This window comes from Bartonella sp. AP65SXKL, assembly GCF_042195725.1.
Taxonomy (GTDB): Bacteria; Pseudomonadota; Alphaproteobacteria; order Rhizobiales; family Rhizobiaceae; genus Bartonella.
On record NZ_JBHIOW010000118.1, the window covers coordinates 1 to 233 of the forward strand.

1 pseudogene is annotated in these 233 nt (G+C 39.5%); it reads left to right on the forward strand.

Going from position 1 to position 233, the window contains the following annotated elements:
- A pseudogene (locus ACFIMP_RS09960) lies at window positions 1-233 on the forward strand (hypothetical protein); the annotation flags it as partial.

Sequence of the window (233 nt, forward strand, 5' to 3'; positions counted from 1 at the left end):
CAGTTTGTCGCAGCCACAATACCACAAGCGATGGCAGATAAGCAAAGACAGATTTTGCAAAGTGCTATTGCAACTGTTGAAGAAGAATATTTAGCAGTTGAAAAAGAGTTGCTTTCTTCAATTATTGGATGGAAATCTACAGGTATAGTTGAAGGTCACCAACACACACAAAACTCTGTGCTTCCACATGAGCATGAGTTTTCAGTTGTTCTGGTAGAAGGAAGACAGGATAA